Below are 13,167 nucleotides of genomic sequence, written 5' to 3'. Positions count from 1 at the left end.
TAGTGCATTATTCGCAATTAACCTTGATACTTTGATTAAGGGGAGATTAAAATTTGAACTTTAATATCAAATCAATTAAACAAAATAAAATGAGTTTGAGAGCTTTTTACCAAATAATATAGTAGAAATTCTCAAACTCATTAATTGTTGTTTAGTTTTTTTCTTCGAAACGTTGCTGAAATTCACTTAAATGCTGATAAACGCGAACTACATCAGCAGAAGTTCCCCGCAATTCATAAAAATCAATTACCGGAAAACCGAATTGATTGGCATATTGTTTAGCAGTTAGCCCAAATTGAGCATTAAAGTTACGATTGCCACTCCCAACAACCCCATAACACTTGCGATAATTGTTATTATCTTCCAAAGTATCATGTAACTCATTGGTCATAATTTCATGATTGCTACTATTAATGCCATCACCACCATCAAGATATGTTGGCACAAAAACAGCAAATGGTTGACGCATTTCAATCAACTGGTTTCCGTTTGTTACTTCAGTTGCTTCAACTAATCTGGCTTTGGAATCACTCTGCCGGTTCTTTTGCGCATATTCTGTCATTTTTTTGACAAACGCCCGCGTGTTGCCAGAAATACTAATAAATAAAATTCTAATTGGAGCTGACTGCTCATTCATGTCTTTTCCTCCTAGATCAATTCTTAGCTTTATTTAGTTTTTGCGGTCCGAAACCAGCCACGAGTACTAAAGAAAGCATACATATCGTTTAAGAAAAATACACTATAACTAAAAATTAAAGAAAAGTTACCATCACCTTGCAACATCGTCTGAGTCCACAGTGCGATAGTAAATAACGAAGCAATTGTCCAAACAAAATATTGTTCTCGTTTCCGGTTAAGTTCCAATAAAGAACCCGTAACGGCCATCGCCAAATTCAAACTATCTAAAAAGACTCGGGGATCATTTGTCATACTAAATAAATAATAAAACACTACCCATGCTCCAGCAAAGAATAAAGCATAGTATAACCACTCACTGTTTTTTTCAAATTTTTCAGCTTGAATATTGTCATTCCATTTTGGATCCAAAATGCAAAACAAATCCAAAAACAGCAAATATCCTAACTGTTCACAGGCTGTTGCGTAGTTTCCAGCTACAAAACCAACTGAAGCAATACAAACCGCACTTAACGCTCCGGCCCAGCCTTGGATCCCCGAGCGGTTCGAAATTCCAATCACACAAGCAACCGATAAGTTACCACCAATAAAAGCAACAATTGACTGAATTGGTGCTGTATTAAATGATTGCACTAACGAAATAATCTGTAAAACTAGGTTAAATAATAATAGTCCATAACTGAAACGGCCCCAGCCACGGCATTGCGAAATTAACCAGCCAAAATAATTACGTCGGAAAATATTTTTTGAATATTGCGGCAAATTACTTAAAACATCAACATAGCGAGAAAACACACGAAAAACCCCTTCCTATTTTGCAGTCGTGTAAAACTGCGTTCAAGGAATCATTATACGAGTTATTGAAATAAATTAACAGTCTTGACTTTTAAAAACCATTTCTGTATATAGTGTTTTTTTGCAAATTAGTTCTCTATAGACACTATATATAGATTGAGATTTAAAAAAGAGTATGCACAAATCCGCAAACGTTCTTCTTCAAGTCAGTTATGCTCAAAATAGTAATTAACTTGTTTTTTAGAAAGGAGTTTTTTTAATGAAAAAAATCAAAATTGGTTTAATTGGCTTAGGTCGAATTGGAAAAATGCACTTACAAAACTTAGCAAACTTACGTGACTTATTCGAAGTTACTGCAATTTGTGACCCATATTCAGCTGAATTAGTTGAGTTAGCCAAACAGTTTAACATTTCTTACACTACCAAAGATTACCGAGACTTGCTAAAACATTCCGATGTTGAAGCTGTCGCAATTGCTTCAGCTACCAACACTCATGCAGAAATTATTATGGCCGCAGCTCGCGCAAAGAAAAATATCATGTGTGAAAAACCAATTGATACTGATGTCGCTCGCATAAAAGAGGTTTTGAAAGTTGTAGCTGATAGCCACGTAAAATTGCAGGTTGGCTTTAATCGTCGTTTTGATCATAATTTTCACACAATTCAAAAAGCCGTTGCAAGTGGCAAGCTTGGTGAACCGCAAATCATCAAAATCTCTTCGCGTGACCCTGAACCACCTTCTTATGATTACATCAAAGTTTCTGGCGGTTTATTCAATGACATGATGATTCACGATCTAGACTTAATTCGTTTTCTTAGTCAGAGTGAAGTCACCGAAGTTTACGCTAAAGGGGCCGTCCTAGTTGATCCAGAAATTGGTAAGCTCGGTGATATTGATACCGCAATTGTTACTTTAAAATTTGCTAATGGTGCTCTAGGAGTAATCGACAATAGCCGTAAAGCAGTCTATGGCTATGATCAGCGAGCTGAAGTTTTTGGTTCAAAAGGCCAAGCTTTCTCAGAAAATGACAAACTAAGTAATGTTGAAATTGACCTTGAAGATGGCGGACATTTGGATAAAATTCCTTATTTTTTCATTGAACGTTATCAACAAGCTTATGTTGCTGAATTCAAAGAATTTTATAATTGCATTGTCACTGATCACCAGCCCTTGGTAACCGGATTAGATGGTTTACGTGCTGTTCAATTAGCTCTGGCCTGCCACCAATCGTTAATTGCTAAGTCACCAGTCCAATTAGAATACTAAGTTAATTTGCTTGTTAACTTGAAAATGTGGCTGAGAAGAAGCTATTAAACCGCCATAAAATAAATGAGTTGAGGCCTCTGAGTTACTGGTTGATTAAGTACACAAAAAGTGAATCCCTTGACGATTACTATTCCGCCTCTTTGATTATTTAATGTTTAGAACTAACAAAAAAAATAGGCTTAAAATACTCAGATTGTTCTGAGTGTTTTTTGATAATTGGCATAGTTTACCCAGCTATTATGAAACATTTCAGGTTAATGTAATCAATTTGTTATTTCCCAATTCATAGCCTAAATCAAGACTAGTATAGCTGTTACTTGTTTTAAGACACATTATGTAAATTTTTAAAATTTGACAGAACAAAAATGCATCATATAGTATAAAATCTAAATGAAATAAGATGGTAAAGCAATGGAGTTACAGCACAAGATAACGGCCTCTTTATGTTGAGTATTCAATTTCCTTAAAAAAATTTGATGAGCATAGCGAAGGATTAAAAAGTGCAGCATACATATAACAATTGAGGAATTATATTAATTCATTAGCTACTCAAATGGTAGTACAATATGGGTAGTAAGTGAAAGGAGCGAGACAATCATGGCAGTTAAGGGGAAAAAACGAGTACAGGTTCAGATTGATAAAGACTTAGCCGACAATACCGAAGCTATTTTAAATGAACTAGGTTTAAATCCAACAACGGCAATTAACATGTTTTATAAGCGAATTGTGGCTAATGGAGCATTACCCTTTGAGCTTGCTTTAAGTCAAGAAGAAAAGGCTAATTTACGCCTTTTAAAGGCTACCACCGGTAACTAAGTTTAAAAACGTTCAAGAAGTTACTGATTGGCTCAATGATCCAGATGAGGACTAACGATTTAATCAGCCAAAGAACCCCCCAGCAGTTACAAAACTTTGCTAATCAGAATCCAGAAGTTAAGTCAAAAAATAATCTGGAAAATAAAAACGATCGGCCTAATTATTAGGTCAATCGTTTTTTGTCTTTAGACCACAGTGAGGGTGAAGGTACTCCAATTTCAAATGAATATCTCCAAAAAATTTGAGAAACCACTAATATACTGCATATTTTCTTAATTATTGATAAAGTGATTCTACCGCGGTCTATTGTTCTGGTACAAAGTTACTTTATTATAGTCATTTTTTTACTCATAAACACGTGAATTTTAAAAATATTTGTCGCAAAGAATTTTAATTTTTCATAAACAAAATATACCAGTCATTCCCTGAATTATTAAGTAAATGCCCCCAATTGAAATTGACCATTGCTCCAGCAAGTAAAATTAATAAACTGCCAATAATTATTAGCCCGATTGCCATCAACCACCATTTTTTTGTAATAAAGCTAAGCAAGATAATCAACTCCCTTTTGTTGTTTAAAATGTTTTATTAACCATTTTGTCAACGACACAGTAGCAATAATGAAATACTTACTTAAATACCATGCCAACATGATTGCAAAAATTCCGCCACCTAATAGCACTAAGCTCATTCCCAATTGAAACAGGCCAAAAGCAAAAGTCGCTTTAATCATTGCCACCAGTGACGCTATCAAACCAAAACCGCCAGCTCCAATAAACGATGTACCAATCACTGCCGCAATAAACGGAGCAATCCATAGCAAACTATAAACTAGCACCAGCAAAACTAAAGCTACACCCAGCAACGGACCCCAAAGCGGTGCTCCCAAAACTAGCAAAATACTAAGTAAAATTTTAGTTGATAGTCTCATTTGCTTTCTTTCAATAATAACTTTTGGCCTAGCAGCAATCCCTTCAGCTTTTCTAATCTGGCTGACGATCTCCTCAATCGGCCCTAAGCTGGCAATAGCTTCAGCTACGGGTTGTCCGTTATCAACCTTATCATCAATTAACTCAGAATAATCTGCGACATAACTCTGCACATCGGCAATTTGATTTTTGTTCAAACTGTTGCTCAATTCTACTAAAAATTCTTTTTTAGTCATCTTCTTGCCCCTCACTGATAAAATCATGAATTTTCTCAATTAAATGCCACTCCATTAAAAATTGCGAAATCGCTGCATTTCCTTGATCCGTTAAACGATAATACTTTCTTAAGCGTCCATTGTATTCTTGAGTATAACTATGAATCAGCTCTTTTTTTTCAAGTCGTTTCAGCATCGGGTAGAGTGTCGATTCAGAAATTTCAATAACATCTTGAACTTTTTGAATAATTTGATAACCATAAGAATCAGCTTTTTTTAAAATCGCTAATACACAATATTCAAGAAAGCCTTTCTTTAATTGCGGATCCATCCTAACACCTCCCAACGTATAGTACTATACATTGCATAGTATGTCAAAAAAATAAAAACAGTAGCTTTTAGGCCACTGTTCCATTAATATTATTAAATTCAACTTATTTAGTTGCTTCAGCAATTGCAGCATTAACTGCTGAACTTTCTGCTTCAACTAAATTAACTCGACTAGTAATCACTTTAATATCCATTTTGATTTCCCGTGTCAATCCGGGAGTGTTAATTTTGGGTTCAAAGAAAGTACGAAATTCAGCTAAGCGATCCGCGCTGCGAAAGACTTGCGAAGTAACAGTGATATAGGTGGCAAATTCCATATCGCCGCCGACTTTTTCTTCCAGCCATGACCACTCTTGGCGAATCCAATCCCAAGCTGCTTGCTGACCATCATCATTAGCCAATGTCCGGTAATACCAAGCCCGTAAATCTTGCGGTTTGATTGTTTCTGCATCTTCAAATTTCTCAATCAGTTGTTTGATCAAGGCAGCATCCGGTGTCCCGGTCAAAGCAACACAAAGATCAGACTTGTAGCTGGCATCTGGTGTTTGTCGATAGGCAGACAACAGCTTATCAAAGAGTTCTTGACTGCCAAAATGCTTAACCTCATTAGCTAAAACTAACGGTCGAATAGCGGCTGGCAAACTGATCAAATCAGCTTGATGAGCTGCAAACAATCGATGAGCTTCAGCAATTGCCTGCGCATTTTCAGCATATAAAGCAGCATTCAAAACGTACGGCCGCGTTAATTTGTCATCATCAGATTCTTTTTCGACTGCCTCCCAGCCCAAGCGTTCAACGGCTTTAACACTTAATTGATCAAAGAAGTGCTTTAGTTGTTTTTCTTCAGCAGTATCCGGTTCAACAAATTTTTTCAAATTAGCAGCTGTTTGATACAAAATTGCATTAACAACCGCTGACTTGCTAGCAGCAAATTTTGGCAGCAATGGTACCAGCTCAGCATAAGATACTTGGCGGCTATCAGCCAGCAAACGTAAATCCTGTAACAATTGTAGTTGATCAATCGCATCCAGTGACTCAAAGTTTGCCAAAATATCCTGCAACAAAGCAGCATCATATTTAACAATAAAGTGCGAGTTATTGCCAACATTCAAACGGAATGGCTTACCTGCTGTCTGGCGTAATTGTCGATAATCACCCAACACCAATTCACGATCAGTCATCAAAGTCGGCACAACTGAATAATTGCCATGCAGTGGAATTTGCCATGAACGCCCCTGCTGTTTACCTTCACCAATGAAAAACTGTTCTTGTTCTAAGGTCAACTCGCCAGCCTTAATTGCAGCCGTTACAACCGGATATCCTGGTTGTTCCAACCACGATTGCATAACTGCACCAACATCAATTCCAGCAGCTGAACCAAGGGCCGACCACAAATCTGCACCAGTTGCATTACTGTATTGGTGGGCAGCAAAATACTGTTTCAACCCGGCGCGCAATGCTTGATCGCCAATCAAAGCCCGGACCATAACTAACATCCGTGCACCTTTAGCGTAAACAATCGCACCGTCAAACAAGGCATCAATTTCAGCAGGATTATTAACTTGAACGTGGACTGACTGGACACCATCTGTAGCATCTCGTTGCAGCGCTGCGGGTACATCAGATTCTTGGAACATTTCCCAAACATGCCATTCAGGTTTAATCGCGTCAACCGCAACATATTCCATCATATTGGCAAAACTTTCATTTAACCAAAGATCATCCCACCACTTCATAGTTACCAAATCACCAAACCATTGATGAGCTAGTTCATGGGTAATTACAGTTGCAACAAGTTTCTGCGTGTCTAAAGCCGTATTTGCTGGGTCAAGCAGTAAATAGGCCTCGCGGTAAGTTACCAAGCCCCAGTTTTCCATAGCTCCTGCTGAAAAATCTGGTAAAGCCAACTGCCATGAATGTGGTAGCGGATAAGGTGTTTGATAAAAATCCTCATAAAATTCAATTGCACGTTTAGCAATATCTAAGGCAAAATCTAATTCATGTGGTTGATGCGCTTTTGTAGCAAAAACCCCAACCTTAACACCGCTGTTCGTTGTTGTAATTTTACTTTGCAAATCACCAAAAGCAAAAGCAACTAGGTAAGTCGACATTTTGACAGTTGGTGCAAAATAATGAACTCCAGCTTCTACTTTGGTTTCTGGCATATTACTTAAAACCAGTTCACCAGGCTGTTCGTCAAATTTAATTGCCAGTGAGAAGGTTGCTTTGGCTTCCGGTTCATCGATGCAAGGAAAAGCCTGACGAGCAAAATTAGTTTCAAATTGTGTCCCAATCAGCTGCTTTTTTTCTCCGTTCACTTCATAATAAGAAGGATAGATGCCCATCATCGTGTCGGTTAACGGGGCCGTGTAGGCAATCGAAAATTCAACTTTGCCAGCATGTGGTAATTTTATTTTTAAAGCATCTGCAGCAGCATCAAGCGTAAATTCTAATTGCTCAGCTGCGACCGTTACCGCCATTACCTTTAAGTTCTTTTGGTGGACCGCAATTTCAGATTGCTCAGCAGTCCCCGTTATCGTCGTTTTCCCGGTGATTGTCTTTTCTTGACGATTAATATCCAAGAAAACATCGTAGTGTTCTGGTTGAAATGTATCATAAAAACGAGTTATTTCAGTCATAGTATCTCCTTCTTAAACAGAATAATAATATTATACATCCTTTATACAAAAAATTGCTGTCTACTGAATTTAATTATAAATAAGTTTAAAAATCAATGTAAAGCAAAGCAACTTGGCTATTTTACTTTTGATTCCTCAGCTGTTTCAGTCATCTCATGTATAATCTTAGCCTGCTACAAATTATTTCTTCAAGTATGTTTCACTTAAAGTCGGCTCGTTTGGTTGAATAACTCTCACTTAACTGAGCCGCTTCCATTTGTTTTCAATAGAAATACCCCCAACACTCTCGTTGATAAAATTATAGTATTAGCAAAAAATGCAGATATTTATTCCTGCCGTACCAACAAATCAATAATTGCTTGACGATCAATTTTTCCAAAATATGGCACTAAGTCAACATCAGCCAATGCTTGAACGATTGCCTGACGGTCATAACGAATACCAATCAATTTTGTCGCAAATTGCCCAACATCCGCTTGTCCTAAAAAATCACCATAAATTTTTAGATAACTGATTAATCCCTGCTTTATTTGCAAACGAAAATCAATTGTACCCTGCATAAAATGCTGTCGATGTTGAATGGTTGCGGCTGGTGAGTTGCCATAAACCCAATCCCAATTACTGAAAATTTTTTGATTAATGGCGGTAACTGCTCGTTTAGCCGTGTCGTCTAGGAAATATTCTTTAGCTGAACTTAAATCCGTCACCTGCAAAATCTTTCTAGCTAACGTATCACGAAACTCTTCAATCGTTAATCGCTGATAATCAGGAGTGAAGAATGGTTTCAGGTTAGTAACTCGACTATGAACTGATTTAATGCCCTTAGCCGCAATCTTGTCTTTAGGAACATTCAAGGCTTTTTCGATGACGCTCAAATCAACGTCATACATCAACGTACCGTGAGAAAACATCCGTCCATGTTCTAATCGCATAGCGTTACCGGAAAACTTTTTGCCAGCAATTTGCAAGTCATTTCGACCAACTAATTCTGCTCCAGTAGCCCCCATTGCATGCAGGGCAGCCAATACTGGCTCAGTGAACTTCAAAAAGTTACCATTAGAATGCCCATCATCCTTAGTTATGAAGCTAAAACTAACATTTCCCAAGTCATCAAAAACTGCCCCGCCTCCCGAAGTCCGTCGGGTTAAAATAATTTTATTTCGTTGAACGTAGTCTAAGTTAACTTCTTCATAGGCATTTTGATTAGCGCCTAAAATAATACAGGGTGAGTTAATGTAAAAATACAAAATTGGTTCCGTCAGATCAGCATGTTCCATTAAATAGGTTTCCAGTGCTAAATTATAACGAATATCTCGTTGGTCGGTTACCAAGTATTTCATTTGATTGCTTCCCCCAAACTAAAATCATCTACTAATTCAACTGTAACATTCGGACTGCTAGCTAATAATTTGGCAACTGGGCAACGCCGCTCACAAATCGCTAGCATTTCTTGAGCAGTTTGTCGTTCAACTTGCGGCAGCTTAACTTGCGCCCGCAACCAGAATTGAAATCCCTGATAATCGCGTCCTAAATCAATTGCTACCCGAACAACCGCTTGATGTGATAAGCCCCGCCGCTTTTCTTCTGCTTCAAGCGTCGCATTTAAACAAGTTGCTAAAGCTGCTCCAATCAACTGCTCCGGATTCGAACCTGGAACCGTTTTCAGCGGGCTGCTCGTTAATTGTTCAAATTTTCCACCATTTAACGATCGAACGTATCCATTAAGTCCGGCTCGATTTTCAATTTCAGTATGATAGAGTGATTTTTTCTCCATAACTACACCTCATTTTGATATATTAGATTACATTCGTCATCATTATACCAAACAAGGACAAATCAGCTCAAAAATATTGATGTCCGTTTAAACTGCTGATTGGTTGACTTAATTAACCAAACAGTACTTTAAACTTAATGTTAGTTCTTGCTCTAGGGCGAAAAGTCCTAAGTCCTGGCAAAAACTTAAAGTAGTTGAAATTAATTTTGTGCCTTCAACAAATTGTTTGGCCGCAATTAAGTCTAATCCGGTAATAAAAGATTTATAGCATTTTGAATACAGATCTTCTTGTTGGCTTTTAACATTATTTAGTATTGAAAAAAAACGTTTATTTTTGCTATAACTATCTAATCTTATCAGCTTAATTATAATGTCTGCTAATAACTTCACTTTTACTTGACCTAGTAAAGTAAAATTTTGGCTATCACAAATTTCTTCAGACCGACTAGCATTAATCAGTTGGCAAATATCATCTTCATTAAATATAAAAAGGGCTTCATCAAAGAACTGATATTCATACTTACTCCAGACCTTCACCCCCATTAAGTATGCGATAATTAATTCTTTTTCCGCGGCAAAACTTTCCGACTTCGCTTCTAGCTTTTTAAGCATACAACTAGCAAGCAATCCTAAATTATTAAAGCGAGACAATCTATTGGACTCAGTCAAATTGGAAATATTTTGGTGAATCAAGCAAACTTCCATCAACGCTTTATTTTTAAAAGCCTTTAACAGTCGCTGATGATATTTCTCGTATAATGCAAATTCATCATTTTCGCGCTCGAATAAATAAACAAATTCTTCTAAATCTAGATTTAAGCGGGCAATAATTATCAACAACTTAGAAATTTTTATTTCTTTTTTCCCTCTTTCATATTGTGAGCTTGTTGGTTGAGCCATTAAACCCCGGTAAAGATTCTTGGTTTTCAACCCCTTTGTCAGTCTAATCTGCCTTACGATTTCTCCTGACGACATCATACAGATTATATCTCCTTTACTAAAGACACAACTATTGAGTTCTGTCTACGTTCCGTAAGAATTTAAAATAAGGTATATTTTGAAGTTTTCTTATGTGCGGGCTTTAAAACTATTAAAATTGAGAACATATTTATGCTATACTTATGTAAAAATTAAGCAGGGACATAACTCAATAGTTGTGTCCCTTTTTTTAGTGTTTTATAATAACATAAGCTTTATCTAGCATTTATAATTTCAGTTAGTCTAAAAAATGATTAAAAAGATGCATTTGTAATTGTCGCTGAATTAAAACATTTTTTAAAAATTAACTTTAAAATATGATTAACGTCCATTTAAAGTTACATATAGCGCATCTTAGTGAAATTCATTATCTTTAATCACCAAATTGTTTAAATCCGCTAATTACTATAAAATTTTAGGAGAAGCTTATGATGAAAAAGCAAATTAAAAATATTATTAATCATATTTGCTATACTTCAAAAATATATGAGCTACTTAATCAAGAGTTGGCAACAGCTTACTCTCCACAAGAAATTCAAGTCTTGCTAAAAAAAGTACTAATTAATTCACATCATTGGAAGAAAAAAGGAAAGTATTTAACCTTCTATAATATTGATGATAAACTGGAAATTACAATTAACAGCGAAAATTTTCAAATAGTTACTATTTCCAAAATTTCCCACACTAAGCAACAAACTACAATTACAAAGTATGGTTACGCACGAGTCAGTACCGCTGACCAAAAATTGGAAAATCAAATTGAAGTTCTTAAAGCTGCCGGTGCAGAAAAAATTTATCAAGAAAAATTCACTGGGACAACTACCGAACGACCAGAGTTCAAAAAATTATTAGCTAAACTTACCCCGGGGGACACTTTGATTATTACCAAACTAGATCGTTTTGCCCGTAATACTAAAGAAGCCTTGGAAATTATTCAAACTTTATTTTCCCTAGGTATCAAAGTCAACATTTTAAATATGGGAATAATTGATAACACCCCAACTGGTCAACTGATTTTTACAATTTTTAGTGCCTTTGCTCAGTTTGAACGCGATATGATCGTCACGCGAACCCAAGAAGGCAAGGAATTTGCGAAGAGAAATAATCCAAACTTCACTGAAGGTCGGCCGCAAAAATATACCGACAAGCAAATATTATTTGCCTACAAATTACGTCAAAAAGGCTTAACTTATAAACAACTTGAACAACAAACAGGTATTGGCAGTAAAACATTACAACGACGATTCAAATTAATTAAGTAATTATAATTAAAAGCACAAAATAAAAAGCCCTATGCTGAAAGCATTCCTGCAATTTTCGATTGCAAAAATACTAAAGCTGATAAGGCTTTTTTGATTGAAATACTACTTAACTCCCAGTAAACTCGCTAAAATGAAAAGTCCCCAAATATGTGCTGGATAGAAAATATAAAAGAAGTACTTCATACTCTTACCGCGTTTCGAATTATATAAAGCAATTGGGATAATAGCAAAAATCATCATCCATTGAATGTTGACTGTAAATAAGTCATTAAATTGCCAATAAGACAGATAGCCTGTATACCAAATCGCTGCAATAACGATGAAAAGATACTGTAGTTTTCGATTATCCTTAACCAAATATAAGAAAAATGCTAAATAACAAAAATAAGCGTTTTCTGCCCCAGCTGATGAAGGGTAAATAAAATTAACTAATATGCTGGATAATTGGAAAAATCCCCTCCCCTGTACTGAAAAATGCAAATATAGCGACAATAAAAGCGGCAAGCCAATCAGTACTGAACCTGACAAACCAGATTTTAAATCATGCTTTTTCAAAGCTGCTTTAAATTTTTCATAACCATACATCGCTGAAACACCAACGAACAAATCACCAAAAATATTATTCATCAATGCTACATTACCAACACTAAAGAAAGCCTGAATAAGTGCATCTCCGACCCCCATAATCCAGTAGCCTATCAACAAGCGCCACAAATATTTTTTCTTATCATGTGTATGCGTGAAGCCCTCAACACTGACAAAGAAAAAAATCGTTGCCACTGGCCGACCTAACCAATTAAACCATCCCGGTACGCCAGCTCCAGCAAACATTTGGTGGATATGATCAAAAACCATTAGTACTAAACCAATGACCTTCAAGTCAAAAGTCGTCAAAGATTTATGTTTATTTAAAAAAGTTGTCATTATAATATTCCCCTGTATTTCTTAAGTTAAGGCGTATTATACTATACATTATTTTTAAATCCATCTCATTATAGTTATTAATTATCGATTATTAAAAATGGATTAGCAGTCAGGTTGAGTCCTATAACATCACTGGCTCCTAATTACAACAACTTAATCTAAAAATTTCGGTTTTACCGAATGATTTCACATAAAAAATCACTAAAATTAAGCTAATGTAAAATTTTGATTAATTGATTCAAATTACTTTTTTTGCTAGTTATATTTGACAAGTCCAGCAAAACTTGTTACTGTTATACCAACAAATTAATCAAAAGGGGTGTCGCTACTGTGTTATCTAATTCAATAATCAAAATTCAGCTGCGTCCCTCTATCCAATTACATAATACTTGTTGTTGCTGATTTCTATACTTTAAGTGAAATGGCTTTTTTAGTCATCGTCTAACAGCCACATTGGCCAGTTATCTGAGTATGGAGGTCTTTTTTATGACAATGAATAACATTAAGATTCACTTTTCAATCCAGAATAATTCAGCTGCTGTCAGTTATCACTGGCGTTTACAGTTGCTATATTTGGGTGGAGTTCGTGCCTGCTGTTAATT

At 36.0% G+C, this 13,167-nt stretch carries 12 protein-coding genes and 2 pseudogenes; 4 read left to right on the top strand and 10 right to left on the bottom strand.

Translation table 11 applies throughout. From position 1 onward, the window contains the following. Positions 1–151 precede the first annotated feature (151 nt). Complete coding sequence (locus G6O73_RS11115; protein ID WP_057885364.1) at positions 152–616, bottom strand: class Ib ribonucleoside-diphosphate reductase assembly flavoprotein NrdI; 465 nt, start codon at positions 614–616, stop codon at positions 152–154. A 50-nt stretch (positions 617–666) separates the two neighbouring features. Next, positions 667–1,431, bottom strand: coding sequence for a nicotinamide riboside transporter PnuC (gene pnuC, locus G6O73_RS11110; RefSeq protein WP_057885169.1), 765 nt, complete (start codon positions 1,429–1,431; stop codon positions 667–669). A 259-nt stretch (positions 1,432–1,690) separates the two neighbouring features. Between pnuC and iolG the strand changes: the two genes are divergently transcribed. From iolG to G6O73_RS12840, 3 genes and pseudogenes are all read left to right on the top strand, one after another. Further along, on the top strand, positions 1,691–2,698 hold the full coding sequence (gene iolG, locus G6O73_RS11105; RefSeq protein WP_057885168.1) for an inositol 2-dehydrogenase: 1,008 nt from the start codon (positions 1,691–1,693) through the stop codon (positions 2,696–2,698). Between the two features lie 597 nt (positions 2,699–3,295). After that, positions 3,296–3,569, top strand: a pseudogene (locus G6O73_RS11100) (type II toxin-antitoxin system RelB/DinJ family antitoxin). Positions 3,570–3,594: 25 nt separating this feature from the next. Further along, positions 3,595–3,681: pseudogene (locus G6O73_RS12840) on the top strand (zeta toxin family protein); the annotation flags it as partial. 223 nt (positions 3,682–3,904) lie between these two features. Here G6O73_RS12840 and G6O73_RS11095 read toward each other — a convergent pair. The 7 genes from G6O73_RS11095 to G6O73_RS11065 all read right to left on the bottom strand — a co-directional run bounded on the left by G6O73_RS11095 (position 3,905) and on the right by G6O73_RS11065 (position 10,376). Next, on the bottom strand, positions 3,905–4,066 hold the full coding sequence (locus tag G6O73_RS11095; RefSeq protein WP_157056647.1) for a hypothetical protein: 162 nt from the start codon (positions 4,064–4,066) through the stop codon (positions 3,905–3,907). After that, complete coding sequence (locus G6O73_RS11090) at positions 4,059–4,679, bottom strand: DUF1700 domain-containing protein (protein ID WP_057885167.1); 621 nt, start codon at positions 4,677–4,679, stop codon at positions 4,059–4,061. The genes G6O73_RS11095 and G6O73_RS11090 overlap by 8 nt, the downstream gene beginning before the upstream one ends. Beyond that, entirely contained in the window at positions 4,672–4,989 is a 318-nt protein-coding gene (locus G6O73_RS11085; protein WP_057885166.1) for a PadR family transcriptional regulator, read from the bottom strand. The genes G6O73_RS11090 and G6O73_RS11085 overlap by 8 nt, the downstream gene beginning before the upstream one ends. 103 nt (positions 4,990–5,092) lie before the next feature. Continuing rightward, positions 5,093–7,627, bottom strand: coding sequence for a M1 family metallopeptidase (locus G6O73_RS11080; RefSeq protein ID WP_057885165.1), 2,535 nt, complete (start codon positions 7,625–7,627; stop codon positions 5,093–5,095). Between the two features lie 326 nt (positions 7,628–7,953). Further along, the gene (locus G6O73_RS11075; protein WP_057885164.1) at positions 7,954–8,967 is read right to left on the bottom strand and encodes a lipoate--protein ligase; all 1,014 of its coding nucleotides are present in this window, start codon (positions 8,965–8,967) and stop codon (positions 7,954–7,956) included. Next, positions 8,964–9,401 (bottom strand): OsmC family protein, encoded by a 438-nt coding sequence (locus tag G6O73_RS11070; protein WP_057885163.1) that lies wholly within the window; start codon positions 9,399–9,401, stop codon positions 8,964–8,966. Before G6O73_RS11070 ends, G6O73_RS11075 begins: the two co-directional genes overlap by 4 nt. 108 nt (positions 9,402–9,509) lie before the next feature. Next, complete coding sequence (locus G6O73_RS11065) at positions 9,510–10,376, bottom strand: Rgg family transcriptional regulator (protein ID WP_162254588.1); 867 nt, start codon at positions 10,374–10,376, stop codon at positions 9,510–9,512. 431 nt (positions 10,377–10,807) lie between these two features. Here G6O73_RS11065 and G6O73_RS11060 point away from each other — a divergent pair, with 431 nt between their 5' ends. Next, positions 10,808–11,641 carry a recombinase family protein gene (locus G6O73_RS11060; RefSeq protein WP_419504872.1) on the top strand — a complete coding sequence of 278 codons (834 nt, stop codon included), beginning with the start codon at positions 10,808–10,810 and terminating at the stop codon, positions 11,639–11,641. Positions 11,642–11,743: 102 nt separating this feature from the next. On the opposite strand, the gene G6O73_RS11055 is transcribed toward G6O73_RS11060, so the two are convergent. Continuing rightward, positions 11,744–12,565 (bottom strand): TraX family protein, encoded by an 822-nt coding sequence (locus tag G6O73_RS11055; protein WP_057885161.1) that lies wholly within the window; start codon positions 12,563–12,565, stop codon positions 11,744–11,746. Positions 12,566–13,167: the final 602 nt, after the last annotated feature.

It is taken from the genome of Liquorilactobacillus nagelii DSM 13675, from assembly GCF_019444005.1.
In the GTDB taxonomy this organism is placed as follows: domain Bacteria; phylum Bacillota; class Bacilli; order Lactobacillales; family Lactobacillaceae; genus Liquorilactobacillus; species Liquorilactobacillus nagelii.
This window is presented reverse-complemented; position numbering and strand designations above follow the sequence as displayed.

What these genes read in the sequence shown, in the direction of transcription:
- iolG (WP_057885168.1), top strand. Translation starts at nt 1,691, where the DNA reads ATGAAAAAAATCAAAATTGGTTTAATTGGCTTAGGTCGAATTGGAAAA.
- G6O73_RS11090 (WP_057885167.1), bottom strand. Translation starts at nt 4,679, where the DNA reads ATGACTAAAAAAGAATTTTTAGTAGAATTGAGCAACAGTTTGAACAAA.
- G6O73_RS11085 (WP_057885166.1), bottom strand. Translation starts at nt 4,989, where the DNA reads ATGGATCCGCAATTAAAGAAAGGCTTTCTTGAATATTGTGTATTAGCG.
- G6O73_RS11080 (WP_057885165.1), bottom strand. Translation starts at nt 7,627, where the DNA reads ATGACTGAAATAACTCGTTTTTATGATACATTTCAACCAGAACACTAC.
- G6O73_RS11075 (WP_057885164.1), bottom strand. Translation starts at nt 8,967, where the DNA reads ATGAAATACTTGGTAACCGACCAACGAGATATTCGTTATAATTTAGCA.
- G6O73_RS11070 (WP_057885163.1), bottom strand. Translation starts at nt 9,401, where the DNA reads ATGGAGAAAAAATCACTCTATCATACTGAAATTGAAAATCGAGCCGGA.
- G6O73_RS11065 (WP_162254588.1), bottom strand. Translation starts at nt 10,376, where the DNA reads ATGTCGTCAGGAGAAATCGTAAGGCAGATTAGACTGACAAAGGGGTTG.
- G6O73_RS11060 (WP_419504872.1), top strand. Translation starts at nt 10,808, where the DNA reads ATGATGAAAAAGCAAATTAAAAATATTATTAATCATATTTGCTATACT.
- G6O73_RS11055 (WP_057885161.1), bottom strand. Translation starts at nt 12,565, where the DNA reads ATGACAACTTTTTTAAATAAACATAAATCTTTGACGACTTTTGACTTG.